The organism is Bremerella sp. TYQ1 (assembly GCF_020150455.1).
GTDB classification, from domain to species: Bacteria; Planctomycetota; Planctomycetia; order Pirellulales; family Pirellulaceae; genus Bremerella; species Bremerella volcania_A.
Genome location: NZ_CP083740.1, coordinates 5,299,118 through 5,324,766 on the forward strand (window position 1 = coordinate 5,299,118; position 25,649 = coordinate 5,324,766).

Consider the following 25,649-nt stretch of genomic DNA (forward strand, 5'->3'; position numbering starts at 1 on the left):
GTGGTCAGCGCAGCTTGTGCGAGGATTCCGAAACGTCTAGATGGGAAGATCGTCACACTTTGACACTAGCTTGAGATAAAGAGATTCTTTTTCGTTGACGTACGAGTTGACGGAAGTTGTTTGCCTTGTCTATTCGTCAACGTCAGAACAGCCAGTACAACCGGGCATCGGTTGAGATAAAGAGTGTTGCTAGCTGGATTGCCATTTCCCAAACGTAGGGGAAGGAATGGCCGAAGATTCCCGAAGAAAAACGCTTTATGAGCGTACAGATTGGTGGCGCAAGAGGACCATCTCAGCGGTCGCGCACGAGTAAGCAGTCAAGGGTGCAAAATGTCCGTGGGAGAGTGCTCTCCGGCAATACCGCACTACGGATTGCCGAAGACAGTGCAGCGCAAGGCGGGCCGTGCTGCGCGGACTGTGTCGGTAGGGAGAGGCTGGGAGGTCGCCTGAATCGACTCAGGATGGTCGACCTCCGTACGTACCGACGCGCTTACTTGCGTCCCTTTTTCATCATGGCCGTATCTTCCGGTTGCATACCGGAGGCCTGCATGTTTTCGCGTTTGATGGCTTCGTAGACTTCCTGGCGATGAACCGGGATGTCTTGAGGGGCAGCAATCCCCAGACGAACTTTGTCTCCACGAATATCCACAATCGTGATGACAATGTTGTCGCCGATCATGATGCTTTCGTCACGGTGCCTCGAGAGTACCAGCATCTCTGGCTCCTTCCTACTTTTATTTCAATCAAGGTATAGGGCATATGGTGCTTGTTCGATTCCGTCCAGCCCCGAATGACCGCAGTGATGCAGTCGCTCGCCAGCAATGATAGCAGTGCATTGCTATGACTCGACGTGTTGAGTATCGGACACCTAGAGAGCAGGAATCAGTTTTCGATTCACGGATACTGTTCTGACGGCAAGTCCGGATGTTCAAGCACTGCGACGAAGTGGGATTGTTTCAGTCGCAATGACATGCCGCAGCGGCTGTTCGTCGGTCGTTATGACCTGACGGCCTACCTGCAAAGAAAGATTGATTAAGAGCGGAGCCCGCAGATTTACGGTCACCAGGCTCGATTCGCGGCTAACGATCACCAGGACGAAAGTTTCCATACCGGCGTCGATCTTCAGCGAATTGGCCTGTTCTGGGCTGATTCGGACCTTATAGGAAGGGATGTATCGTCGCGGACTGACGACCGCAAACGCTAAGCCAGGGTCTTCCATCGACTGAAGCCAGCCGACCGATTCGTTGGATTCATCTGCCAAAATCGCCCACTTAGTGTGCGTATCGAATCCAATCAAGCCACCTGCGAAGGTGATGATTTCATCTTGGCGAATGTCGAGCTTACCGAATCGGGTAGTTTGAACTTCCATGGCCCCTGGCGTCCTTGCAAGGTCTTGGCGACGAACTAGTTACGGACGCGAAGAAAACGCCCTATTCTCTTTATCGGTTCTTCATTCGGAGGAATCCACACAATCGTCAAAGTCAGACTAAATAAAGTCTAACAACGTCAACTGGTACAGCTGGCCGGCCGTTTGAAGCGACGCTTGAAATGATGCCTGTTTAGCGGTCATCTCGGTGATGGCCTGTACGATATCGACATCGATTTCCAACGAAAGATTGGTCTTTAGTTCCAAGATTTCGTCTTCGCCGCGTGCTTTGAGAACGTCAACATGTTGATCCCGGGCACCCAGTTCGCCTCGAGTAAAACTAAGCCGCTGGATGTCTTCTTCGATCAGTCCTGCGATACGGGAAACCTCTTGGACGTTTTTCGTGTCGATGGCGTCTTTCAAACGAAGCAGCGAGTTGAAGATGCCTTTGGTTTCGAGTGGGTTCGTGTTTCGACCTTGGAGAACTTCCGCGGAACCTCCGGCGGTTGTGCCAACGGTTCCTGCCGCATGAATAATCCCCGTTCCGGAATTCGTCAGGTCGTTTGTGAAATTGAGCTTGGCGTCGAAATCGCCTTGCTGGTCGATAGCAGCGATCACCTGATTGGCAGTGGTAACGCCGGCTTCAATCTGAACTGTCAGTGTTTTGGTGGCCGGATTAAAAGCCGCACTGGGAACACCACCTGAAAGCGAATCCTCGAACACAACTTGAACGTCGTTCATGCGTGTTCCAGGATATTTCGCAACCACTGAGAACGCGGAGTTCAAGTGATTCGGTGAGGCAAACGAAATATCGGCAGTTGCGGCGGCCGAGTCTGCGACCGGGGTTCCACCGTTGGTCGATGCCATGACGCCGGTTTGCGTAATGAGCCCGGTGCCGGCGTTCGTTACATCGTCGCTGGAATGCAACTCGGCATTGAATGTTCCTTCCGCTTTGATGGCGGCGATTACCGTGTTCGCGGAGGTCAGCGTCGGATCGACATCGATCGTTAGCTTCTGCGTGGCCGCGTCATACGAAACCAAGGCCTCATTGCCATTGGCGGCATTGTTGACTATTTCAATCTGGACGTTGTTGTAACTGGTGCCTGGATGATTTGCGGTTAGCTTAAAAGCGTTATTGACATCGTCTGGGGCGGTAAACTTGACGACTGCAGTCGCTGGTTGAGCATCTGGTGAATCAGATACGGTCGCCTCGGTCTGCCCAGCCGGGATAAGCCCCAGATCGGTTCCTGCCTGGCTCAACACTCCCTGAGAAACAGTGAGACGGCCGAAGCCAGGCGGATTGTCGTCGATCAGTTCGATTCCATTGCCGAACTCGGCAAGTCGGGCCGTCACATTATTGGGACTGTCGAGGTTCTTGGGATGATTGTTAATCTGATTCAGCACGTCACCAATGGTCTTAGCGCTCGCCAAATCGATTTCTAGTTCGACACCGTCGTTTCGGGTAATGGTCAGATCGGTTCCGTCGGTACCGTTGACCCCTTTGCCAAAATTCAAATCGGAAAGCAACGTTCCAGACGTGAAGCTTCGTAAACCTAACTGAGTGGCCGTTTCGCCGCCGTTTTCTCCGATTGAGAAATTGCCACCGCTGACGTTGGAGCGAACATTGATACCATTGCCATTGGCGTTGATTTCAGCAACGAGCCCCGCTCCACTACCGTTGAAGACATTCAGCAGGTCTTCAACGGTCTCGACATCTTCGAACGTAAGAGTCGTGATTTCGTCGCCGTTTTGAATTTGAATGCCAGAGTTCTTGTCGAACGTTGTTCCTGACCCGCCTGTCGTTTCGCCGATGACACTGGTGCTGACCGTTCCACTGGCAGTCAGAAAGTCAGCGGTAGTGTCTTTCGGATCGATCTCGGCAGTAAACTCGCTTGAAAACTTCGCGTTATTATTGAGGGCACGAATCAGATCGTTCGCAGTCGTTGTTCCGCTGGCAACTTGCACGAAATAGGTGTCGACTTCCCCGCCCGTGTTGCCTGTGTTGCCGATGGTTCCTGCACTGGCGATGTTGACTGAAGCGGTCAAGTTGAATGCTTCGCCGTTGCCATTATCGCTTGTCACCGAAAACGTGCCATCTGCGGCGATGGCATTCATAATCGACTGAACAGTCGTTTCGTTCGTGTCGTCAATTTGTATGGTCAGACGGCGTGTTGTGCCATCGTCGGTATACGTTGCCGTCGCCGCGTCGCCGAGATCACTCGAGGCGTCGATGACGATCTCGACATCGTTGAACAGATCACCAGCCTGATTGGCAATCAGTGTTAAGTCGTTGCCGCCACCAACCAATGGCAACGAAGCACGAGCTTTGACAGCTTGGGTGGTGACATAAGCCGTCGATATTTGCCCGTCGTTCGCTGTCGTGACGGCCGAAGTTGGATTGAACCCTTCGCCGGTGGAAGTCGCTTTGCCGACAGCGAAGCGACCATCTGTCGCGAATGCATTCATTAACGACTGGAGCGACGTCTCATCACTGTCGTCAATTTGAACGGTGATCGTCGGAACGCCATCAACGAGAGTCGTGGGACCAATAACGGCGGTGTCTCCGATGTCGCTCGATGCATCGAAAACGATTTGAGCACCATCGAGACTGCCGTCGGTGGAGTTGGCTGTGAGCAGAAGATCGTTATCCGCTCCGTCAAGATTGAGCGTCACTTGAGGACGCAAGAGGTCTTCGCCTTTGGTGACAATTTCATTGCCACGAGCGATCCCCGTGCCGGCCTTCAATAAGTTGTCGTCGACAAGTTGAATCTTGGTCCCGTTGAGCGACTCGCCATTTGCATTTGCTTTGATCAGGATGTCGTTGTTCGAGCCGGGGTACTCCAGAATCGTTTTGGACTTCGTTCCAAGAAGGTTCTCAACTTTCGTCGTTAACGTCACTCGCGGATTGAGATCGGCACCGACGATAGGATTGGTCAGATTGCCTTCTGTTTTCAGAATCCCAAGCTGAGCAGCAACTCGGCTTCCACCCACTTCGCGAATCGTTAGATTGCCACCACCGGCGTCGTCAATGTCGACGATCAAACCGTTATCGCTAATTCTCGCGGTGACGGTACGACCTGCCGGTGGGTTCGCTTCAATTAATTTCGCGACATCAGCAAGCGTGTTCGCTTTGGTGATGTCAATCGTTACCGGCGGGGAAAGTCCGTCCGAAATCTGGAAGCTTCCTTTCTGGATCCCCTTCCCTCCCCTGAGGTCGGCCAGCTTTGTCGAGCCACTAACGATCGGATTTAAGTCACTCAACCCTTGAACTTGTTGACTGATCGCTCCAAACGCGTCATGCCCATTGACGGTCGTGTCGAACAGCAAGTCGATATCGGCGAAACTTTGCAGTCCGGTCGTGTTGCCTTGGTATTGGATTAAACCATTTTCAAGTGACTGAAACGGTGTTGTTGTGGTGTTCGATCCTGAGAATAGATATCGGCCACGGAACTGCTGGTTCGATAAGTCCAGCAATTGTTGGATGGCTCGTTCAACTTGTTCTCCGGCGGCGGCAAGTTCTGTGTCGGAAAATGTTGTATCCGCTAAACGAACGGCCAAACCTTTGACGTCATTTAAAGTCGTCTGGACGTTTGCCAACGCTACATCGGTGGCTGAAAGATACGATTGACTGGTAATCAGGTTCGTTTGGATCTGTGATTTCTGTTCCAGCAGCGACTGAAGAGTCACGCCACGAATTGCGGCCGGCGCGTCATCACTTAACGAAAGGACACGACGACCGGTGCTCAATTGCGTTTGCAGACGCAACAAGTCGAGCTGGTCGGACGACATCTGATTGGTCAAACGCTGCGACAGTAAGTAGTCGCTTGTTCGACCTGCTGGTACCGGGATGATTCGTGTCATGGATTGTATTCCGTTGTCGCGAGGTGGAACTTTCGCTTCCTATTAAGGACTCGCGACAAAAGGCCTTCCTTACAGGTTGACCAAAATTTCTAATAGCTCGTCGAGTGTGGCAATCATTCGTGACGAGGCTTGAAATTGTCTTTGATAGGTAATCATGCGTACTGCCTCCTCATCGAGGTTCACGCCACTGACGCCTAGTTTTTGGCCTTCTAACGTGTCTTTAAACACGCGAAAGCCTTCGGTGATTCCCTTGGTGACCGCGGAAGTTTGCGCGACTCCACCCACGAGATCTTTATAAAACGTCGCGACCGAAGTCCCGCCGAAAGAATCGAGAGCTCGGTCCGAGAACGAGGCCAAAGCCAACGCGTTTTCGGTGTCCTTGCCAATCCCTGATTTACTAGCGGCGAATTTGGAAGGATCTTTGCTCACCATCTCGTTCACGCCCATATCAAGCGCCGACGAACCTGTGAAGAATGTGCCTACCCCAAGTGCTGCCAATACGCCGCTGGTATCATCGGCGAACGCAAATTCGACGTTCGGTTCATCGGCTTCGATCTGAAGTTGACCTTCCAGGGTGATCGTCGCCGATAGTCCATCGATTGCATCGAGCGAAGCTCTCAAGTCTTCAAGCGACGTGTCTTCGTTGGTACCGTTCAGTTCGATAAAGATGTCGTGCGTTTCCGATACGCCCGTCTGTCGATTTAACATCTTTACTTGGAACGATCCATTTTCAGGAGTGAACGGCAGTCCAACTTGGTCAAGGGCATCTGTCAGTTGATCCGCACTGACAAAGTGTTCCGCTTCAACCGATTCATAACCGGTTAGACCCTGCCCGCTGCTAAAAACCTTGTTGAATTCAAACGCGAACGACTTTGCGAAATCGTCCAGCTGCGTTAGAAAGTCGCCAAGGATATGATCCCGCGAGTTAACGAGACCAGCTAGTTTGCCAGTGTCTGATTGAATAGGAGACTCAAAATCGGCGATCTTGATTTCCACGAAGTTGATGCCATCGCTGGGAACTTCGTCGGCGTAAACTTGTCGGGCAATGCCATCCGTTACCAGGTACTCGCCCCCAGCGAAGACCGAGACGGCACCATTTTCCTGTTCGACGGCACGAATACCGATCAGCTCGGAAAGCTCTGTTAATTTCCGCTGGCGTTGATCGCGAAGGCCTACGGCGTCGCTTTTGGTTACGCCCCCTTCCATCTCGGTGATCTTCTCATTCAAATCGGCGATGTCCGTTAGCAAGCCATTTATGTCACCTGCGGCATCGCGGATCCGGTCGTTTGTGTCGATTTGAACTTGTTGCACACGCTCGTAGAGACGCTTGATATCCGCAGCGAGTGTTTCGCCACGCAGGATCGTCAGATTACGAACGCCCAGGTCTTCCGGTTGATTTAGAATGTCGTTGATAGACCCGAAGAAGTTGTTGAGCGACGTACTGAGGTCGGTGTCGCTAAGTTCGCCAATCAGTGCGTCAAGCTGCGTGAACGTGTTTTCTTCGGCTTCACCTTTGGCCAGATCGCTACGCGAACCACGGAGGCGTTCTTCCAGGAAGTGGTCGACCTGTTGAACGATCGCCTCGACTTGAACGCCAAGCCCTAGACGCAAGTTGCCCACGGCCTGAGTCGGCGCAGGCGTATAAATCACACGCTGCCGAAGGTAATCGGGCGTGTTGACGTTCGCGATATTATTGCCGGTGACTTGCAACCCAACTTGGGCCGCATTCAGGGCATTGTTCGCTTGTTGTAGAGAGCTAAAGAGAGACATCCTTGTTTACCTCGTTAGGCGAGCCGCGTTAGCACGACCTAAGCATCCTGATCTACCAGGGTCCCACCCTGATTCGAGGCATTCTCCGCTTCATATGTCGGTTTAATCTTTCCGCCAGTCGCAATGATTTGTAGCAATTGCGAAAGATGTAACACGGTTTGTTGGGCTAGCACGAAGTTTGTGAGCGTTTCGTTTTGAATATGCCGCATTGCATCTTTAGCCGTATGTGCTTTCTTTGATAGCTCGCCAGCATTGCTATCCAGGGCTTTCGCCAAGGAGTGCAAACTGTCGGCCGGCAATCCTTTGCCTCTTGCATCGGCGAGTAGCGATTGCCGCGAGTCACGCAGTTGATCAAGACGATCCAGTAGCTCTTGTTCGCTGTTCATCGTTTGCTGCATGGCCTCCAAGTCGTTGGCGACCATTTGCTCTCGCTTTCGCTGCAAGACGGTTAGCAAATCGGCTTGAACGTCGGACAGTTCCTGCAGAAACGTCGCGGTCTCGTTCTCGAGATCGAGAGGCATCGAAACTTCTGCGGTGGAAGGAATTGGGGAAGTCATAGCTACAAAAACCACTGGAAAGGCGTGGGAAGTATTTTGATTTAGAACGAAACATCCAGCTGCGAAACGGCAGCCGAATCGGCGTGGTTGTCTTGAACCTGATTTCGTTGGACGGCGTCGTCTAGCTGGCCGATTGCCGCTTGGGCATCTTCTTCGCTGACGAATGTGGAAAGTTCCGAAGCGTTGTGGCGATTGCCCATGTTGGCAGTAAACAGTTCGTACATCGGTTCCGCGATCTGCTCGGCACTGGCATCCGAGATCTTCTCGACGAGCAACTGATCTAACTGCGACTGGAAAACTTCTTCGGCTCGGCCACCATGAAGGTAGGCTGGCTTGCCGAGCGACTGTCGCATGCTCTTGAGCATCTGACCGAACATCGATTCGCCGACGAACTGGTCGAACTTCTCACGCAACTGTCCTTCTGGAGCAGCAGCGGCGGAAGTCGATGTTAAGGAGCTAACGTTCATGGGAAGTACTTTTCGTTGACTTAGTTGACGTAGATCAGTTCGCCGTAAACTTTGCCTTGGTGATGCAGTGCTTCAACAATGTCGATAATGTCGGTGGCTGGCACTTTCAGCGTAGTCAGTGCATCTTCCAGGTCCTTCAATCGGGTCGCGTACTGCTTTTGCGTGTCAACGGTTACAAACTTGGATGCTTCAGGATTGGCTGTCTCGACTTTGATGCCGTTATGATTGATCACTACCGGGCCAATCTCGACGTCGCTGCCAATTACAATCAGCCCTTGCTGCTTGTTGATTACGACTTTGTTGTTCAGCAGGCTGTCGACAATCGGCGTCTCCATCAGGATAGAGACGAAGAAGACAGGCTCTTCTTTGTATTGCGGTGGAATGGTGACTTCGATGGTCTTTTGATCGAGTGCCCGAGCGATCTGGCCACTGGTGCCACGGCTGATGTTTTGCTCCAGGTTATTGACACCGAAGACGATTTCCTGAGCCATTCGCCAATCTTTATGGCCTTCGTTGATGACCAGGAAAATCTTTCCGTCTGCGGTAACAAACGGATTGCGGATCGTCTGTTCGATACGGCAGCCCTTCTTGGCATAGCCACGCGTAGGGATCTCGGGGTTGGCGATCTCGACAGGACCGCTTGCCAAAGCCCACACCGTCTTGTCGTGAGGGTTAGGACCTTGCAGGGTTGAAATGGCCAGCGTGCCGCCCTTTAAGCTCTTGGCTCCGAGCGAGCTGACTTCGCAGTCAATGAAATCACCTTCTTCGGCACCCTCGGCCGGAATGTTGGCTCGAACGAGCACGAGGGCCATGTTCTTAATGTTCTTCAGCTCTTCGGCCAGGTATTCCCCTTCAGGACCGCTGCCGGCGTTGTTGCCCATGTGCTTCAGCATCAAAGACAGGGCTCGATGGGTCGGTGTCAAATCGGTGTCGCCGGTCCCTTTCAAGCCAACGACCAGACCAACCCCTTGCAGATAGTTGCCTTCCTGGCCTTTCACGCGGACGAAGTCGGAGAGCGGGCGATTGATCTGGAAACGTTGCGAATCGATCGAACTGTATTGCGTTCGCGAGACTTGAGCTTCAGCCCAGGAGGCAAGCGTTGCCAAGATGGCGAACGTTGTCAGGCAGGCAAGTTGTCGAATCGTTTTATTCATGATCATTATGCTTTGTACGGAGGTTCGCCGAGTGATTTAGAACCAGTGGACTTTGTCCCACAGTCGAAGCAACCACCCGCGGCGATAAGCGTCGCGAACGGAACCTTGGTCTTCTTTGGTGATGGTCAAGTCGGCGAGGTGTTCGCTAAGAACCGTATTGTTCGGGTTGATGTCTTCGGTGCGACAGACGCCTCGCAGATGATAAATCCAGATCTCGTCGTTGACGGTGATAGTTTTGCGGGCTTCCAGCTTGAGCGTTCCGTTCGGCAAGATCTCTTGCACTTCGGCGGCGATGGTGAACTTGAGACCTTCGGAGGTTTCCATCTCCGCTTCCGATTTCAGACGCTGATTGAGCGTGCCGGCCACGGTTTGATTACCGTCAGCTTGGACCGAAGGCTTAATCGAGTCGATGCCATCCAGTCGCAGCCAATCAGTGAGAACCGCTGCATACTGACCGCTTTTCTTTCGATCGATTTCACCATCCGAGAAAGCTTGTGCACGTTCATCGACACGAATGTGAATCAGATCATGAACTTGTACCTGGCGTGGCGGAGGCAACTCGCGGTACATCCAACTCAGTTCTTTGGTCGTTGGGTTGTAAGGCATTCGCTGAGCGATTTCGCCTTCTGGCAAGTTTCGTTGGCTGAGACTTGAAATCGGTCCGCCTTGTTGAGCCAAAGCGGCATTGCTCAAGATGGCAACAAACAGCGACGCCATGATGAAGAAAATTGATTTCATCGATTGATCTCCGTTTTCGGCAGAGGCATAAGGGGCTTCGCGGTGGGAACATTGATATGGCCACCTAGAACGATTGCTTCGCCTGGGCCGGAAACTTGGGCTTGGAAGCGTTCCACTTCGCGAGCACGGCCGTAATGTTTTGGTTGGATGGGTTGAACTTCGACAAGTTCCTGCAGGCCGGCATCATTCAGGGCCATCATTTCTCGGCGAACGACGACGTTACCGGCGTGTGCAAACACAGTGACCACTTCGTTGCGTCGAACGATCACTGGCTGGCGAATATCTTCCGAAGCAATTGGGCGATCGGCGGCGATACCACGAGTGACTTGCTTGCCGATCACGTTATGAATCGAAGTTGGATAAGCATCATCGCGACGAATCACGGTAAGCTCTCGCATTTCGACGTCGCTCGCTTGAATGACTTCGCCGCGGCGAACATTGCGAACGACATGGGCTACCGTGATGACTTCTTGAGGTTGGTCAATCACTTGGCGACCGCCGAATGTACGTCGTGGAAGACGTTTGGCAGTGGAATTGGTTGGGGCAACGTTGCCTTCAGCCGCGGCTTGCATCCGGACTCGGCTCGAGCCAGTCACTTCGATGATTTCGCTCGAAATGCCACGAGCAGCAAGGATTGAACGAACGTCATTGATCGTCAGGTAAGTGGTTTGATCCGCACTCGGAGCTGGCATCAGTTCCATGCTGGCCAGTTCTTCACGAAGTGCTACGTTACTTACCTCGATCGATGCGACGTCACCTAGCAGTACGATGGAACTGCTGATCGATGTCGACGCCTTCAGGGCGACGCGTTCCGTCTGGGCCGTTGCAAGTGATGCGAAGACGGCGACCATCAGTAGGCTGAATGTGAATCGAGTTGCATGAACGAAAGTCATGGTTCTAAGTCAAAATCCTATCGACGCAGGTTCGAGATAAGTTGCAAGATTTGATCACCGGCTTGGATCGTTTGCGAATTCAACTCGAACGATCGCTGCGTGGTGATCAAGTCAATCAGCTCTTGAACCGGTTCGACGTTCGAGGCTTCGAGCATGCCTTTGCGAACCTGGCCAAGTCCGTTGGTTTGGGGATTGCCGGTAATCGGAGCACTGGAAGCTCCCGTTTCCGCGAAGAGGTTTTCACCTAGCTTCAGCAGGCCTTCCGGGTTGATGAACGTGGCCAATTGAATTTGACCGACTTCATTCAACGTGCTCGAGCCTGGCTGTTGTACCGAAACGATTCCGTCAGGGCTGACTTCCACTGCGGTTGCGTCCTGCGGAATAATGATCGCAGGTTCCAGTGGGCGGCCGATACCAGCCGAACCAGTCACGACTTGTCCATTGGCGTTGACCGAGAAGTTACCGGCTCGCGTGTAATAGATTTCCCCGTTTGGATCGAGGACTTGGAAGAACCCTTCACCCTCGATGAGCATATCCAAGGGGCGGTCGGTGCTGGTGAACGCTCCTTGCTCGAAGTCAGTCTGAACGCTGGAGACTCGCACACCAAGACCGATGTCCGTGCCAGTTGGAGTCAGGTTACCGGTCGAGTCTGGATTGCCTGGCAGCACTTCGTGGTTGTAGAACAAGTCCTCGAAGTTGGCTCGATCTCGCTTGAAGCCCGACGTGTTAACGTTGGCCAGGTTATTGGCGATGACGTCGAGCTTCGTCTGCATCGACTGCATGCCGGTGGCTGCGGTGTATAAGGTTTGAACGCTCATGGCTTACTTCCTTGTTCGCCTTGGAATCGCGTGTGTTGTGCGGGGGAGTTTAGCTTTGTCGTAGGACGCGACCGAGCAAGTTGCCCAGTGCTTCGTCCTGCGATTTGATCATGTTGATGTTGGATTCGTAGGCTCGCGTCGTTTCGATCATCGACATCATTTCGGTGATCGGATTGGCTGCGGATCGTTCCAACATGCCGGGAGCCGCGAGTCGCTGTTCTTCCGGAATCTGCTGGACGGGACCAAGCGAGCGAAACAGGTTCTTGCCGAATTTCACCAAGTCGGCATTCGACTCAGGCTTCGCAATGGCCAGCGGGATCAGTTCGCCGCCGATCATGACTTCGCCGCGTTCGTTGTAGTACGAGCCGGTGTGAACCGCTTTGGCTTCTGGATCGACTTGAACCGGAGTGCCATCAATGGCAAGTACCGGATAACCTTCTTGCGTCGTTAGCTGGCCTTCAGGCGAGAAAACAAAGTTGCCACCGCGAGTCAGCAACACCTGGTCGCCATGCTGGACTTGAAAGTAGCCTTCGCCGCGGATGGCGATGTCGTCACGGTTGCCAGTTGGGGTGATTGGCCCTGGCTTGAAGTTGGTTTGCGTATCGCGAACCATTACCCCGCCGCCGATGTTGTTGATCGTTCCGGAGCCGGGTGAATCGTAGTGTTGGTTGATGGCTTCTGAATCACGAGCTTCGAGGATCGCAAATTCGTTCTTGAAGCCTGGCGTGTCGACGTTGGCCAAGTTATTCGCAATCACCTCAAGGCGACGCGATTGGGCTTGGGCACCCTCTGCCGAAATGTACAGGCCGTAGACCATGATGAATCTTCAGACTTAAACATGCCCCCCCGGACACGCTCTTTCCTAAGGCAAGCGGTGTGCCAAAGACTCATCACGCGAGAAGAAAATAGCGGGAACGACGCTAAGTCAAGTAACAGACTCAAGATGAGTGACTGATAGCAAAGTCCGCCAGCATGGCGGCAGAATTTTCCGTGAGCCCGGCAATCGGAAAAAGCTGCCGGGCTCGGTCGGCAAAGATTGCGGAAGCGTTTACCGTTTAGCCGCGTCCGCCGGTCGATCGTGCGTAGCTAATGATTCGCTGTGCACCTTGAATGAGAAGCTGTGATGCGACCTGACGACCAATTTCGGCGGCCTTCGATGGAGGACCACACGCGTACGCCGAGATCTTCTGAACACCATCGCCGCTAATCACGATGCCGTCCAAATGCAGTAGGTCTCGTTCCAGCTCCAAGCGAGCCCAAGCACCGACAGGGGCCAAGCAACCACCGCGAAGTTCTGCTAGCAGCACGCGTTCAGCTTGGACGCAGTGATAGCTATCGGGATGATGAAGAACTCCAACGGCCGCTTTGGCACGATGGTCGTTCTCGCGAACTTCGATACCGAGCGCTCCTTGGCCGACAGCAGGAAGCATGACACGCTTGTCGATCACATGAACGATTCGTTCGGCTAATTCCAAACGGCGAAGACCAGCTTCGGCGAGGACAATCGCTTCGTATTCGCCATCGTCCATCTTTCGCAAACGTGTCTCGACGTTGCCACGGATGTCGCGAATCTCGAGATCGGGCCGAGCATGAAGCAGTTGAGCGCGACGACGAACGCTGCCGGTGCCGATGATCGCTCCTTGGGGGAGCGTGTCGACATGGTAGCCTGCTTTGGAAACCAGCACGTCGCCACATGCTTCGCGAGAAGGAATCGCTGCGAGTGCCAGACCGGGGGTTGGTTCGGTCGGAAGGTCCTTCAAGCTGTGAACGGCTACATCGACGCGATTGTCGAACAGCGCCGCTTGAATCTCTTTGGTGAAGAGACCTTGGCCACCAATTTCTCCCAAAGGCCCGGATGTGACATCGCCGGTGGTCGAAACATGGACGATCTCGACAGGCTGACCGCTGCGTTTCAACTCTTCAGCGACGAAGTTGGCCTGCCAAAGGGCTAAAGGACTGCTGCGCGTACCGATGCGGAGAGGCTCACCATTCATACGTGCGTTTTCGTTCCATGAATCGAAGGCGGGATGAGATGGAGGTCATCCGAACGAGAAACCAAGTTCAGATGATGAGGACGTTCGTTGGTGAGTTCAGAAGTTTGCTACGTACTTTTGGCGTTGCGCCAAAATCTCATTAGCTTGGCTAATCATCTGAACAAGTCCTTAGCATACAAAACAAAAGAGTGCTGGGGGAGTTGGGGTAAGTCGAGGATGGCAGAAATGGACAAAACTGATGATTCGATCCATCAAAAACACCCTGCCATCTAGGCATTTCCTTTGCGGGGCTCGCTCTGAGATGATGGATCCTCTTTTTCCTTGAGGTGAGCTTGGATTTGACCAGCAACGGGGGAAGCCTGAGTCTGCTGCTGGGGAGGGACCACCACACCACAACTGACGATGAACTGAAACGCCTGATCCAGTGTTAGATTCAGTTCGATCGTTTCGCTCTTTTTAGCATTAATCGTAAATCCCGTGGCTGGCATCGGTGACGTTGGAATCAAGATCGTTAATACCGGTTCGCCAGCTTTGTCTTTAATATCCAACAGGCTTTCGCTTGTCACAAAACCTAGTGACCACATGTCTTTACGTGGATATTCCACGGCAACGACACGGGTAAACTGAATTTCCTGTTCATTTAACAAAAAGTCGGTGACCTGTTTCACCGAACCGTAAACATTTCTGATGATCGGCAGACGTTGCATGATCTGCCGTTCGGATGCATTCCAAAGCATACGGCCCAGCCCGCCTGCAAGAAATTTTCCGGTGAAATACAAAGCAAGAACACAGATGCTTAGAAGCAACGGGATCGTGAACTTTCGCTGCAGCCATCGCTGTTGAACGTATTGCTCGTAAATTCCATACCCGGAAGCCGGCATCGGCTGATCGCCCAGGTGGTTATAGACGTATTCATAGATTTTGCCGGGCACCCACTGTCCGTTGGCCGTTTTTCGGTAGATTTCGGAATCGTGGACCGCACTGGTGGCTTCAGGAGCAACGTTGGGAAAATCGCGATGGACATCTTCAATTGCCCAGGCAATCGTCGTGCGAGCGGTCGATTCGATCGGGGAAAGGATGTAGTTCTGAATCGTTGAGAAGATCCAGATGAAGATCACAATCGTGAGCAGTGGAGGTGCGGCGATGGCCAATCCGCGGAGGACTGCTCGACGGAACATATAGAATCCGCTGACCGGTTTTTGGTCGGTCTTCGATAATTCGTTGGCCATAAAAAGGGATACCTTATCGGCTCGGATCTGGATTGACGGTCATCAAGTCGAGGGAAGGCCATCCATGTTGGGGGCTAATCTTTAGCGTCCTACTTTTCCGCTTTGCCTGAAAAGCGTCGGTGCCCCTCCCTCTTGCTTCGATACTTTCTACGCGGAGAAAATAGTCAAACCAGTTCAATTTTCGTGAATATTGCCAGCAACGTCCGCCTAAACGTCAATGTAGTCGGGAGTCGAACGTGCCACGACGGCAACGCGAATATCCGAAACGCCAGCCCTGCGGAGCGTTCGTCCAATTTCTGACAGCGTTGATCCGGTCGTCAAAATATCGTCGACCAATACAATCGTCTGATCCGGAGGAATTGAACCTCGGAGTTCAAACGCTCCTCGAACATTCGTGCGCCGGGCTGAAAAAGGTAGTTCACTTTGCTTGGCCAGTCGGCGTTGGCAGGCGACTATTCTTTTCAGCGGCCATTTTCGACGATGGGCCAATGACTTCGCGAGAATGAACGCCGTATCGGTTCCGCGGCGGATCCGTCGCGTCCAGTGCATGGGAACTGGGACAACCCAGGGCAAAGTTGCTGTCTGCAAGTCACCGATCGATGCTAGCAACTGCCCCAAATCCCAAGCCGTAGCCGTACCACGATGCGACTTGGCAGCGAGAATGGCTTCTTTCAACGAACCTACGTAGTTACCTATAGAAGTGATATTCTCGAACGGCAACTTCAGATGGTGGCACCATGGGCAGTCTTCCGAAGGGAGCGAATTCTCGTGCTTGAGTACTGCCGAACAGCGGAGGCACTTTTTTGCTTGAACAAGTTGCGACTCACAGGTCTGGCAAACGACATTCGGTCGACGGTAAGCAGTCACATCGTCCTGGCACAGACAACAAGACCCAGGCAAGAAAAGATCGGCCAGTCGACTTCCCAGACGATAAAGCGGTTCTGAAATCGAGCGAGTCGACATCGATTGAACCTGGCACCAATGGACCAAAGATAAAGCGAAACTTGCCTGAAGACTCGTTTGGTTATCATCCCTGTGATAAGCCGAGTCAAATCTCGCCCGACATTTCGTCTTTGGAGAAAAGAGCGAAACAGGTATAAACGCCCGACCGTTTCCTTACCCAAGTGCTAGCAAACCGGCCCCGTTGTTGCCCTATGCTATTGATCGATCGATATCTGCTGTTTCAGTTCCTCAAGTCGTTTCTGATTTTCTTTGTCAGTTTCACAGGGCTGTTCATTGTCATCGACTCGTTCAACAACTTGGACGAATTCCTGAAATACGGGGACCAAACCGGTAGCACGTTTGGGGTTCTGTGGGATTACTACAGCCCTCGAGTCTTTACGTTCTTCGGGATGACGAGTGGGATTTTGACGCTCATCTCGGCGATGTTTACCGTCACGTGGATTCAGCGTCACAACGAAATGACGGCGCTGATGGCAGCTGGGATTTCTCAGGCTCGAATCGTTCGCCCGGTCATTATCGCCGTGATCGTGATTGCCGTTTTAGGGGTATTGAACCGCGAATTGCTTATCCCGAAATACATGGATCGGCTTACGCGAAACGCCCAAGACTGGATGGGCGATTCGAAGAAGACCTTCCAGCCGAAGTTTGATAACCGCACGGGAGTGCTGCTCAACGGAGCATCGACCGTTGCCGCAGATAGCCGGATTGAGGGCCCGAACTTTCGACTCGATAAGTCGTACGAAGGGATTGGCAATCAGATCAATGGCGAGAACGCTTTTTATCAGGCGGCCACCGATCAGCACCCCAGCGGCTTTTTGATCGACAACGTGACCAAGCCAGAATCGACTGCCGGGCTAAGTTCGATTGATTTCGAGGGAACTCCCTATGTGCTGATGCCAGACGATCATGACTGGCTCAAACCGAATCAATGCTTTCTTGTCACTGAATTGACGTTTGAGCAGCTTACCGCGAGCAGCCAATGGCGCGACTACGCTTCGACTTACAGTTTGGTCTCGACGCTGAGTAACCGAAGTCTCGACGTGGGGGCGGATGTGCGTGTTGAGATTCACAGCCGAATCGTTCAGCCCTTTTTGGACATCACGTTGCTGTTTCTCGGGTTGCCGATTGTGCTACGAAAAGAGAATCGCAACATCTTCATCGCAATTGGCTACTGCCTACTATTGGTGATGTGCTTTTACGCGGTTACGTTGGCCTGTAAGGCAATGGGAGGAATCACATGGATTCGCCCCACCTCGTTAGCGGCCTTCTTACCGCTGATTATCTTCGTCCCGATCGCGACTGCCATGTCAGCGCCGCTTCGCGATTGAAGCGGCACCATATGCTGCCTGGGCATTAGAACTTGAAGTTCTTGATGCCCCCTTTCACGTCGTTGCGATAGAACCGATCCAGATTGCGCCGCTGTTCCTGTTGGATCATGCCGTTGCCGGATTGAATGCCCTTGAGCAGTTCCTGTCGAGCATCCATTTGGTTCATGCCACCGCCACCCATGCCGCCACGAGATTGTGGTTCACGTTGCTTACGACGGTTTAGTTCTTCAGGCGTCAGAGCCAAGTCGGTCGCGCCACGGAAGAAAGCATACTCCCCCTTTTTCGCTTCGGCGATGACGGTCGTTCGACCACGGATTCCATCGCCGATGAAGATGCCACGTAGATCGGTTTCTCCCGAGACGAAATCGGAGTTACTTGTTCCGATTACCTTTACATGGACGTCATCGACGTAGGTGTCTTTCGTCTTGTTTTTGACCGTCACGCGAACACGACCGGAGACGTGATCTTCGTTGACGTCCAAGCGAAGCGGACTGATCAGCACGAGGCCGCTTGCGTGAAGATTGTCGGCACGAGCAACAATGAGATATGCACCTTCTTCTTCGAGCGGAAGTGGTATGTCGCGTTCTTTGTCTTGATAGTCCTTGCCGTCACCAAGCTCGATGGTCGTTTCGTGCAGCGGCTGAATCCCGGCCAAGTTGATGGTCGTGATTTTCTGCAAGTTCCGCTGTAAGAGACCAAACTTCATTAAGTCGATGCGATAAACTTTCACTTCGCACGCTTTGACGTTGCGATAGTCGAGTTTCAGCTTCACGTCTTCTTCAGGCAGGAAGCTGGTGACCTCTTCGACCGAGATCGCCTCGCGAGTGAAGTAGTCGATTGCCTGAGCTGCGTCGACGAAACGGTCTTTCACTTGCGAGTAGTTGTCGATTGCTTTCGCGGCCTGATTCAATGAGTGGTAAATCTGACCCATGATGTAAATAGCTCGCCAGCGATTCTGCGCAGCAACGCTGTTTGTGTTTCGCTGCGAGGCATCCACGCTTTCGGCGACTTTGTCCGACATCTTGAGGGCCTCTTCCGGCTGGCTGAGGGCGAAGTGGCAGAACGCGGTGAGATACCAGAAACTGCTCAAGTGGTCGCTCTTTGGATAACGCCGCGTGTACTTCTCGCTCAGCTTGATCGTCTGTTCATACTGCTCCAGTTCGGTCATCCCGGAAGCCAACGTGAATGCCGCTTCGTCCGCCGAAGGATCCTCTGGATGCGTCGTCAGGAACTGTTCGAGCATCTGCAGAGATTTCTTCAGGAAGTGGACTTTGGTCAGCTTCAAGTTCTTGCCTTCGCGAGACGCTGCCGCTTGGGCCGCATTGCCGTAGACATCAGTTGCCAACGCATACTCCGCAATTGCCGCGTACGGTTCCTGAGGGGAATTCTTCAGTAGATCTTCCATCACTTGAATACTGCGAATCGCTTCCCCTTGATCGACAAGGAATCCCGCGACTTGGCTTTCCACCATGAAGTTGGCTTCGACGGTGGCTCGGAAAACGAGATAGCTGCGCTCATATTCGCCGAGCTCGTTGTAGGCGTCGCCGACTTTCAACAGTTTGGCAAACGGGATCTTTTCGTCAGGGAACTTTTCGATCAACAGCTCGAAGAACTTAATGGCTTCGGCTGCATGATCAGCTTGCAGATGAATATCGAACAGCATCTTGGTTGTCTCGCGGAAGGGACCGTTGTCGAGCGACCAATTACTGAATAGTTCGGTCAGATGTGACTCGGCTTCCGCGATGTCTCCCTTGTCGAACTTGCGGCGTCCCAATTCGTAAAGCTCTTGAGGCGTCAAGCGATACTCGTCGCCACTGGCTTGCCCGGTCGGTAACACGTTCAGCGATTTGGCGGCTCCGACGGCAAGGCTTTCCGGTTGATAGATGTCCTGGGCCAATGTCGGAGCGGTATAGTAATCGCCTGGCTGAATGCCAACGAGTTCGTACGTCAAGTAACGCGAGCTGCGGCTTGGGCCGAGATAGAATAACAGATAGCCAGGGTGGATTTCGTAGCGTTCAAAACTACCACTGATCGAACTTGGATCGACCGTCGTACCGGCAGGAATTGGCTCGGTGACGACCAGGTACTCCATCTGTTGCTCTTCTTCATCATTACGCACATTGCTGCGATAGATATTGACGCGAACCGTTCCGCGATCTCCTCCCGGAAGTTGAGTCAGTTCGTTGCGGAACGATTGATAGCTGCCACTGACAACGCCAAATCCACGCGGGATTTCTTCGCCATCGAAACGAAGCGGAGCGGGGTCGTAATAGCGACGGACGTACCAACGGGAAGTGTTCGATTTTAACTTATCGAGCGGCACGTCGGCGGCAAGTTCACAGCGATAGGTGAAATCGCCACGTCCTGTCAGTTGAAAGCGAACCGTTTCCTGCTTCTCACGTTTCAGCAAGTCAGCAGGAATCTCGACCGTTTGCGTGATGCTCTTAGCGTCGATATTGAGAGTCTTCACTTCTTGGTCGTTTACCAAAATGGTCAGCTTATATTCGTCGGCTGCCATGGCTTTGCCAGCCGTCCAGCCACACACAGCCATCATCGCAGGGCCAGTCGCTTTGTCGGGATGCCAACGATGGCCTTGGCGAGCCTTCAGCACTTGCGTGGCGACCTTCGTCATTTCTGGCGACTTCGGCTGGGTAGCCAAAACGCACAATGCATAAAGGGCCTGAGCTTCCACGGTCGAACTGTTCCAGCCCGAAACGCCGGCCTGGCCGATTTTGGTTTTGGCGAGATCGGCAAGTTCACGAGCCGTGTCGTCGCGGCTCATCTCGGCAAACACGAGCGCCAAATAGGCACATCCCGATGCGGTTAACGATTGTCGATTGCGATGAAGCTGGTTGGCCAAAGAGAAGTCACCTGAGCCAGCCACTGTCAAAGCGTGCAACAAGGTTGCCTTGCTGTCGTAGTCGCCGACGGGAAGCTTGGGAATTTCATTCTTCAATGCGTAGACCGACTTCTGAATCAAGTCGTCGTCGACTCGATGGCCTGCCTTGCGAGCGGCGGCAAGTGCCCACAATGCTCGTGCGGTGGAATAGCGGTTAGTCCCCTTTTGGGCACCACTCCAGCTGAACCCGCCGTCGTCGTTTTGCATCACAATCAGTGAAGCGATCGCGGAGTCCACTTTCGACTTAACGGTTTCCAGGGAAGGGCCACCTTGATCGGGGCTTTGCTTCAACAAGCCTTCCAGTGCTAAGCCGGTCAGGATGTCGCTCGTCAATGTATCGATCGGAGTCGCCGCGATCGTGCCACAGCGATAGAGCGGCATCGCTGGGGGATCGAGCACGCTCAGCAGGTCAGCACGAACGTTCGGTCCGATGACGACTTGAAGCGAAGGATTCTCCCACGGCATGCCTTCCGGATAGTTGACGACCGCGGTCATATCGCTCGACGCTTGCCCTGAAGAAGATCGAACCACGCGATACGTCCGTTGACGCACTGGGACCGACCGTCGCTGGACATCGACCATATCTCCGGCTTGCACCTCAAGACGGAATTCGGCAACCGATTGCTTGGTGTTTTTGACCGACTCCGGATCGATCTCAAGCGGGATTAAAATGTCTTGCTCGCTGCCGTCATCAAAAGTAAGCGTCTTGTTCTGGGTGACTTTCTTGTCGCCCACTTCAATCTCTAAAGCCAGTTTGACTTCGCCTGGCTTGCCATCGGTTTTAAAGACGCGAACGGGAACTTGAATCTTGTCGCCACTTTGCAGAGCCATGGGCAACTTGATATCGGCGAACAGCGACTTGGTGACCGTTAGTTCCGCTTCCGTTTCACCGGCCAATGTCTCGACGGTGATTCCTTTGCCCAGCATCTTCCATGTTGTCGAGTTGGGCGGCAGGGTGATATCGACTGAAGCGATACCGTTTTGATTGGTCACCAGGCTCGGAACCCAGAATGCTGTCTCTTGCGGAGGCAGGCCTGGCAGCAGCAAATCACCATTCTTTTCGGCTTCATTTACCAAAGCCAACAAGCTTTTGTTTTGAGCAATCGCCGCATCTTTTACCTCAATGGCTCGGTTGGAATAGCCCCCGTTGGCATCGAGCACTTGAATCCCCAGGTTCGCATTCCCTTTGGAATCGAAGTACCAATTGCGTTCCGAAAGCGTCGAGAGATCTTCCCACTGCGTATCTTTGCCACCCCACATCAAGTCACGTTTCTTCGATTGATCGAAGTCGTACGAAAAACGTTGGCCAGCCAATTGCGACGGTTTCTCAGCCCTCAAGCCATCGACCATTTGGGGTGCTGCGAGTTGACTTTGCGGGCGCGAAGCTGACGCATTAGGCTGATTGCCGGGGCTTCTACCGAATGCTCCGCCACTACCGCCGAAGCCTCCACCTCCACCGCCAAAACCACCTCCGCCTCCGCCGCCGAAGCCGCCCATGCCTGCCGGACGACCGTATGAATCGTCGCCCTGGGCATACTGAGCACTCGGGGTGGGAGCGAATGGATCGGAGCCACCGCTGCCCGATTGATTTCCTCCGAATGGATCGCTGCTATTCCCTGCCTGGTTGCCACCAAACGGATCCGCGTCTGCGGCGTTGTCGAACGCACGCATCTGCTCGCGACTAAAGTCGTTCAGCTCGAGACGGATTTCCTCGGCTGCTTCGATTCGTTCTGCTTCGGCGAGAAGTTGCTCGTCGATTTGCTCTGTGCTCGGCTGATAGTGGAAATCGATGCTCGAACTTGCACGCATGGCGAACACCCGAGGGTTGCCTTGCCAGAAGTCACTTGGCTTCGTCCAATGCGGTGGAAATTGATCGAGCAAGCTCTTCTCGACGAGCGCCAAGCTCACTTCGGCTGGCAGTGGATTCCCCAAGGCATCCGTGGTTTTCAGCTGCGCGTTCACCGTGTCGCCTGGTCGGGCATTCTCTGGCAATGTCAACTCGATACGTAAATCGCGTTCGACCTGAAATACACTTTCAGCTGTATGAAATCGAAGTGGCTCCTCTTTCCCGTCGACAATGTCTTTTTGCGGGACGTCGGTCATTGCCGAAATTGCCAACTGGAAGTTCGGGGCCAGGAATGTGTCGACATCAAACTTCAACGCATTCTTCCCATCCTTCAATTCCACCAAGCGGTAGTCGAGAATCTTCGAGCCCTCGAACGTCACTAACGCCAGCGTTGGTTTGCCGCGCCAGTGCACATCGATGGACGCCTTTTGGCCTGATTTCAGCGAGTGACTGTCTGCCAAAATATGAAGTCGGATGCGATCGTTCTCGTCCGAGATCTTGACCGTCGTCTGGGCAGAAACGTCATGCTTGAATCGGTCGACGCCGGTGAATCGCAGGATGTACTGTCCTCCTTTTTCCAACGCGAGCGTCTGTCGGGCTTCTCCATTCTCGTTCGACTTCAGTTCGTGCTTCGAGACCAGCACTTCCTGAGCCTGACCTGGTTCATCGTTGGAAAGTCGCATCACCGAAAGGGTCAAGTCGGTCTCCAACGGTTCCCCTTCCAGGTCTTTAACCATGGCAGTAACGTCGAACGATTCGCCATGGATGTAGGTGTCGCGCACGACCGAAGCGGTCATCGAAAAACCAACGGCCGAAATGAAGACACTCTTTCCGGTCGAGGCGTTTTCGCTCGGCATGCGAGCGTGGATTTTGATCGCCTTCGAGTCGCGCAGATCGCGCGTTGGCAGTTCAAACTCGACTTGGCCTTGGTTGTTGGTTTGCGCGTCGATTTGTTTGCCGTCCAGGAAGTACTGGAGGTTTCGCTTGATAACAGGATCGCCGTGATAATACTTCGCGGTGATCGTTCCTTTCACGACTTCGCCGCGATAGTAAACGTCTTCTTCCGTTTCAATCTCCAGAAAGATTCGCGGTAGCTGAAATTCCGCGACGGTGAAATTACCTTGGTAGGTTTCAGACTTATTGCTGGCCGAACGCATGAGGACTTGATACGAGCCGACCGCAGCTTCGGCGGGAAGCAGCAAGTGCCCGCCGGCAGAGCCGAAGTCGGAAAGTTTGACTTCGCGATAAAGTAAGGATCGACCGCGTGGATCGAGTACTTCCAACTGATACGTTTGTCCGGCCGGAGTGACATAGCGGTCGTCTTTGACGTGGCGAATAATACCGCGGACATGTACCAATTGCCCTGGACGATACGCAGGTCGATCGGTGTAAAGATACCCACGACGCTGTAGGCCTCTGGCCATTTGAAGCCCGCTGAGGCTCACAACGTTCGCTGCCGAATGACCGTCGACGACCCCCAGCACGCGGATATCGCCGGACCCATGCAACTCGTCACGCTGAGCACGGTAGACACCATCTTCTCCGGTCGCGGCTTCGGCGAAAACTTCGCTTCCGTTGGACATCAAAAGACGAACGTCCGCCCAAGGCTTGCCGGTTTTCATATTCTGGGCGTAGACAAACACTTCGTCTCGCGAGCTTTTGACGATCATGTCGAGATCGCTTTGTAGGACGATCGTCGTCGCTTCCTTCTTTTCACCGGTTACCGTTACCGCAACAACGCCTGCTTCGGCAAGCTTTTCGTCTTCGCCATGGAGCGCGGGGATAGGGATCTCGACGGAGTGCGTTTCAAGTCGGTATTTCTCATACTTCGGAACCTCGAAGGTGAAGCTTTCTGCGGGATCGATCAGAGCGATGTCGAGGCTTTCGATGCCGCCGGTCGTTTGCATCTTGCGAAAGTACGTTTCCAAATCGATAGGGTAGATCTGAACTTGAACCGATTCGAGGTTTCGCGTTTTCAGTTGAATGGAAGGCTTCTGGTTTGACCGAAACTTTCGCAGCGTGGCGACTTCTAGTTGTTCGCCGGACAACTGCGTGATCCGCTGGTGAGCCTGCGACGCAAACGGCGTGTTGGCCAGTTCTTTATATAGTTCCATTGCATCGGCCAACTGGTCGAGCTTTTGCTCAGTGGTCAGCGCGATGTGATACTTGGCCTGGGCAGCGATATGCGAACCTGGAAACTTGCTGGCAAGCTGCTGCCAGGATGCGATGGCCTCTTGCCATTTCTCTTCCTGATGGAGGCTTTCGCCAATGCGGAATTGGATCTGCTGCGAGCGGGAATCGATGGGGTATTTAACGAGGAACTCTTGCCAAAGTTTGCGTGCTTCGTCGTAGTTTTTCTCGCTGTAGGCGTACTCCGCTTTTTGGTACTGCGTGTTGATGATTCGCTGCTGGGCTTCGCTCCACTTCGAGTGGGTCGGGTGCTTGGAGAGGTAATCGCTCCAAGCGGCGATTGCTTCGTCAAACTTGTTTTGCTGGGCATAGATGGAACCAAGCAGAAATCGGGCGTCAGCATAAGCGTCGGTTTCGGCGTACTGCTCGATCTTGAGAAACGACTGCAGCGCCGCCACGGCATCGTCGCCGCGACTACGGCTGGAGTAGGCCCGGGCCAGCCGGAAATGGGCTTCAGGGACGCTCTCATGTTCAGGATATTTCACGAGATACGACTCGATGGCGGCAACGCCAAGCTCGAGATCTTGCTCGGATGGAGGGCTCGGAAATTGGTACGTTTCGGCCATTCGGAAGGCGGCTTTGGCCATCAATGGAGATGCTTCGCCGTCGTGCAATGCGAGTAGGTCCTCCCACGCTTTACGGGCCGCAACGTGTTGGCCTGATTGGAGATAGAGATCGCCCAGCTCATAGCGGGCAATCAGCTGCGTGGGGCGATCGGTGCTGTCGGCAACGAGTGCTGCATAGACATTGATCGCGTCTCCCTGTCGCCCTAAGTGCTTGTGGCTTCTAGCGATCTGAAGATTAGTCTTGTCCTTGGTTTTCGGTTTGGGACCTACTTCCAGGGCTTTTTGATAGAACTGGAGGGCTTTTGTGTATTCTTTGTGGTCCTTGGTTTCTTCGCCGCACTCGAAGGCGACGGTGGCGAGACTGAGATATATTTCGGCGACTTCTTCCTTCCGATCCAGCGATAACAGATAGCGTGCCTGCTCGCGATAAGCCTCTTCTGCAAGGCGATAATTGCCACTGCGGGCATAAGCTAAACCAATGGCAAAGTTAGCTTTACGTGACCACTTGGAATCGGGGAATCGCTTCAGCTGCTGTTCGAAGGTTTTGACCGCTTCTTCGTACTTGCCGGAGAAGTGGAGAGCTCGTCCTTTGAGATAGAGCAGCTGCTCTTTATCTCCTCCATCTTTGGCCAACTGAGCATCAATCAGCTCGATCGCTTCGTCATACTTTCGGTCCTGCAAGGCATCGCGGATTGCCGTCGGAGCTAAGACGTAAAGCGTATTCTCTACGCTGGTTACGTCTTCGATGTCTCCTTCTGCTGCTGTCGCAAATGGAGAAAAAAGTATCGCAAATGCGAACGTCCAGATCAGCAATCGAAGAGGTGGCAACATCGAACGGTCCCGGGGCTGGTGGTGTGATGAGAGTTTGCCGAGTAGCTCTGTTATCTCAGACATAGACGATTCAGGCCAGGAAATGGTTTTTACCGTTTTCCAGGCATCTTTACGCCTTTCATCGCTTCCTCTGTTCTACGTCATAAGTGTCCTGGCAGCAAATAGTTAACGCTAAATTC

The 25,649-nt window shown here is 53.3% G+C and carries 16 protein-coding genes; 1 reads left to right on the plus strand and 15 read right to left on the minus strand.

Annotation, left to right across the window (positions count from 1 at the left end; all coding sequences use genetic code 11):
- Positions 1–490: 490 nt before the first annotated feature.
- From csrA to LA756_RS21635, 14 genes are all read right to left on the minus strand, one after another.
- Positions 491–715 (minus strand): carbon storage regulator CsrA, encoded by a 225-nt coding sequence (csrA, locus tag LA756_RS21570; protein ID WP_105354695.1) that lies wholly within the window; start codon positions 713–715, stop codon positions 491–493.
- Positions 716–928: 213 nt separating this feature from the next.
- The gene (fliW, locus tag LA756_RS21575) at positions 929–1,369 is read right to left on the minus strand and encodes a flagellar assembly protein FliW (protein ID WP_224436793.1); all 441 of its coding nucleotides are present in this window, start codon (positions 1,367–1,369) and stop codon (positions 929–931) included.
- 117 nt (positions 1,370–1,486) lie between these two features.
- Positions 1,487–5,227 carry a flagellar hook-associated protein FlgL gene (gene flgL / locus LA756_RS21580; RefSeq protein ID WP_224436794.1) on the minus strand — a complete coding sequence of 1,247 codons (3,741 nt, stop codon included), beginning with the start codon at positions 5,225–5,227 and terminating at the stop codon, positions 1,487–1,489.
- 69 nt (positions 5,228–5,296) lie between these two features.
- A complete protein-coding gene (gene flgK, locus LA756_RS21585) occupies positions 5,297–6,997 on the minus strand; it encodes a flagellar hook-associated protein FlgK (protein WP_224436795.1) in 1,701 nt (566 codons plus the stop codon).
- A 38-nt stretch (positions 6,998–7,035) separates the two neighbouring features.
- Positions 7,036–7,518: a flagellar export chaperone FlgN gene (gene flgN, locus LA756_RS21590; RefSeq protein WP_224436796.1), complete on the minus strand. Its 483-nt coding sequence runs from the start codon at positions 7,516–7,518 to the stop codon at positions 7,036–7,038.
- Positions 7,519–7,595: 77 nt separating this feature from the next.
- Positions 7,596–8,021 (minus strand): rod-binding protein, encoded by a 426-nt coding sequence (locus LA756_RS21595; protein WP_224436797.1) that lies wholly within the window; start codon positions 8,019–8,021, stop codon positions 7,596–7,598.
- Between the two features lie 20 nt (positions 8,022–8,041).
- Entirely contained in the window at positions 8,042–9,175 is a 1,134-nt protein-coding gene (locus LA756_RS21600) for a flagellar basal body P-ring protein FlgI (RefSeq protein ID WP_224436798.1), read from the minus strand.
- A gap of 36 nt (positions 9,176–9,211) precedes the next feature.
- The gene (locus LA756_RS21605) at positions 9,212–9,913 is read right to left on the minus strand and encodes a flagellar basal body L-ring protein FlgH (protein ID WP_224436799.1); all 702 of its coding nucleotides are present in this window, start codon (positions 9,911–9,913) and stop codon (positions 9,212–9,214) included.
- Positions 9,910–10,806: a flagellar basal body P-ring formation chaperone FlgA gene (gene flgA / locus LA756_RS21610; protein WP_224436800.1), complete on the minus strand. Its 897-nt coding sequence runs from the start codon at positions 10,804–10,806 to the stop codon at positions 9,910–9,912. The genes LA756_RS21605 and flgA overlap by 4 nt, the downstream gene beginning before the upstream one ends.
- Positions 10,807–10,823: 17 nt before the next feature.
- Positions 10,824–11,624 carry a flagellar basal-body rod protein FlgG gene (gene flgG, locus LA756_RS21615; RefSeq protein WP_224436801.1) on the minus strand — a complete coding sequence of 267 codons (801 nt, stop codon included), beginning with the start codon at positions 11,622–11,624 and terminating at the stop codon, positions 10,824–10,826.
- 49 nt (positions 11,625–11,673) lie between these two features.
- Positions 11,674–12,441, minus strand: a complete 768-nt coding sequence (locus LA756_RS21620) for a flagellar hook-basal body protein (protein WP_224436802.1) — start codon at positions 12,439–12,441, stop codon at positions 11,674–11,676.
- Positions 12,442–12,679: 238 nt separating this feature from the next.
- Entirely contained in the window at positions 12,680–13,618 is a 939-nt protein-coding gene (hemC, locus tag LA756_RS21625; RefSeq protein WP_224436803.1) for a hydroxymethylbilane synthase, read from the minus strand.
- Positions 13,619–13,887: 269 nt separating this feature from the next.
- The gene (locus LA756_RS21630; protein WP_224436804.1) at positions 13,888–14,847 is read right to left on the minus strand and encodes a DUF502 domain-containing protein; all 960 of its coding nucleotides are present in this window, start codon (positions 14,845–14,847) and stop codon (positions 13,888–13,890) included.
- Positions 14,848–15,054: 207 nt separating this feature from the next.
- Positions 15,055–15,810 (minus strand): ComF family protein, encoded by a 756-nt coding sequence (locus tag LA756_RS21635; RefSeq protein ID WP_224436805.1) that lies wholly within the window; start codon positions 15,808–15,810, stop codon positions 15,055–15,057.
- Positions 15,811–16,001: 191 nt separating this feature from the next.
- Between LA756_RS21635 and LA756_RS21640 the strand changes: the two genes are divergently transcribed.
- Positions 16,002–17,138: an LptF/LptG family permease gene (locus LA756_RS21640; RefSeq protein ID WP_224436806.1), complete on the plus strand. Its 1,137-nt coding sequence runs from the start codon at positions 16,002–16,004 to the stop codon at positions 17,136–17,138.
- A gap of 25 nt (positions 17,139–17,163) precedes the next feature.
- On the opposite strand, the gene LA756_RS21645 is transcribed toward LA756_RS21640, so the two are convergent.
- A complete protein-coding gene (locus LA756_RS21645; protein ID WP_224436807.1) occupies positions 17,164–25,470 on the minus strand; it encodes a tetratricopeptide repeat protein in 8,307 nt (2,768 codons plus the stop codon).
- Between the last annotated feature and the right edge of the window lie 179 nt (positions 25,471–25,649).

What these genes read in the sequence shown, in the direction of transcription:
- flgG (WP_224436801.1), bottom strand. Translation starts at nt 11,624, where the DNA reads ATGAGCGTTCAAACCTTATACACCGCAGCCACCGGCATGCAGTCGATG.
- LA756_RS21605 (WP_224436799.1), bottom strand. Translation starts at nt 9,913, where the DNA reads ATGAAATCAATTTTCTTCATCATGGCGTCGCTGTTTGTTGCCATCTTG.
- LA756_RS21600 (WP_224436798.1), bottom strand. Translation starts at nt 9,175, where the DNA reads ATGAATAAAACGATTCGACAACTTGCCTGCCTGACAACGTTCGCCATC.
- flgK (WP_224436795.1), bottom strand. Translation starts at nt 6,997, where the DNA reads ATGTCTCTCTTTAGCTCTCTACAACAAGCGAACAATGCCCTGAATGCG.
- fliW (WP_224436793.1), bottom strand. Translation starts at nt 1,369, where the DNA reads ATGGAAGTTCAAACTACCCGATTCGGTAAGCTCGACATTCGCCAAGAT.
- flgN (WP_224436796.1), bottom strand. Translation starts at nt 7,518, where the DNA reads ATGCCTCTCGATCTCGAGAACGAGACCGCGACGTTTCTGCAGGAACTG.
- flgA (WP_224436800.1), bottom strand. Translation starts at nt 10,806, where the DNA reads ATGACTTTCGTTCATGCAACTCGATTCACATTCAGCCTACTGATGGTC.
- LA756_RS21645 (WP_224436807.1), bottom strand. Translation starts at nt 25,470, where the DNA reads ATGTTGCCACCTCTTCGATTGCTGATCTGGACGTTCGCATTTGCGATA.
- LA756_RS21635 (WP_224436805.1), bottom strand. Translation starts at nt 15,810, where the DNA reads ATGTCGACTCGCTCGATTTCAGAACCGCTTTATCGTCTGGGAAGTCGA.
- LA756_RS21640 (WP_224436806.1), top strand. Translation starts at nt 16,002, where the DNA reads ATGCTATTGATCGATCGATATCTGCTGTTTCAGTTCCTCAAGTCGTTT.
- LA756_RS21620 (WP_224436802.1), bottom strand. Translation starts at nt 12,441, where the DNA reads ATGGTCTACGGCCTGTACATTTCGGCAGAGGGTGCCCAAGCCCAATCG.
- flgL (WP_224436794.1), bottom strand. Translation starts at nt 5,227, where the DNA reads ATGACACGAATCATCCCGGTACCAGCAGGTCGAACAAGCGACTACTTA.
- hemC (WP_224436803.1), bottom strand. Translation starts at nt 13,618, where the DNA reads ATGAATGGTGAGCCTCTCCGCATCGGTACGCGCAGCAGTCCTTTAGCC.
- LA756_RS21630 (WP_224436804.1), bottom strand. Translation starts at nt 14,847, where the DNA reads ATGGCCAACGAATTATCGAAGACCGACCAAAAACCGGTCAGCGGATTC.
- LA756_RS21595 (WP_224436797.1), bottom strand. Translation starts at nt 8,021, where the DNA reads ATGAACGTTAGCTCCTTAACATCGACTTCCGCCGCTGCTGCTCCAGAA.
- csrA (WP_105354695.1), bottom strand. Translation starts at nt 715, where the DNA reads ATGCTGGTACTCTCGAGGCACCGTGACGAAAGCATCATGATCGGCGAC.